This window comes from Pseudomonas sp. 86_A (assembly GCF_017491705.1).
GTDB classification, from domain to species: Bacteria; Pseudomonadota; Gammaproteobacteria; order Pseudomonadales; family Pseudomonadaceae; genus Aquipseudomonas; species Aquipseudomonas koreensis.
In genome coordinates this window covers 1-484 of the sequence record NZ_JAFGYS010000111.1, presented here as the reverse complement: position 1 = coordinate 484, position 484 = coordinate 1, and the positions used below count along the sequence as shown (strand labels likewise).

Sequence of the window (484 nt, the reverse complement as noted above, 5' to 3'; positions counted from 1 at the left end):
GAGAAACGCTACAACGCGGCCGAAAGCAAGAATTTTAGCAATAACTATCATCTCACTTTGCGTAATGGCAAACAGGCCGTGAAAACAAAGTGCAAATCTCGCACTAGTGCAGCTAATTCACTAGGTGGTGCAAATGCTGCACTAGGTAGTGCAAATGATTCACTATCTAATGGTGAAAATGCTGCACCCAAACCTATCAGTAAACCTACCAATGAATCTATCAATGAATCTAGTAGCAGCACACCAAAAAAACAAAAACCAAAATCGGCATCATTGGAAAAACCTTGTGACGTATCAGACCAAACTTGGCATGACCTTTTAGCACTTCGTAAAGCTAAAAAATCACCGCTTAGTGTTTCAGCTTGGAATATCGCTAAAAAGCAAATTGATGAAGTACAAGCCAAAACAGGTCACGCCTTAGAACAAATCCTACTTGTTTGGATAGAAAGGGGCTGGCAAGGCTTTAAAGCTGAATGGTACATGA

Annotated in this window: 1 protein-coding gene; it reads left to right on the top strand. The window is 40.7% G+C overall.

Annotation, left to right across the window (positions count from 1 at the left end):
- A partial coding sequence (locus tag J5M57_RS28245; protein WP_207938511.1) for a hypothetical protein occupies window positions 1–484 on the top strand: 484 nt, incomplete at both ends.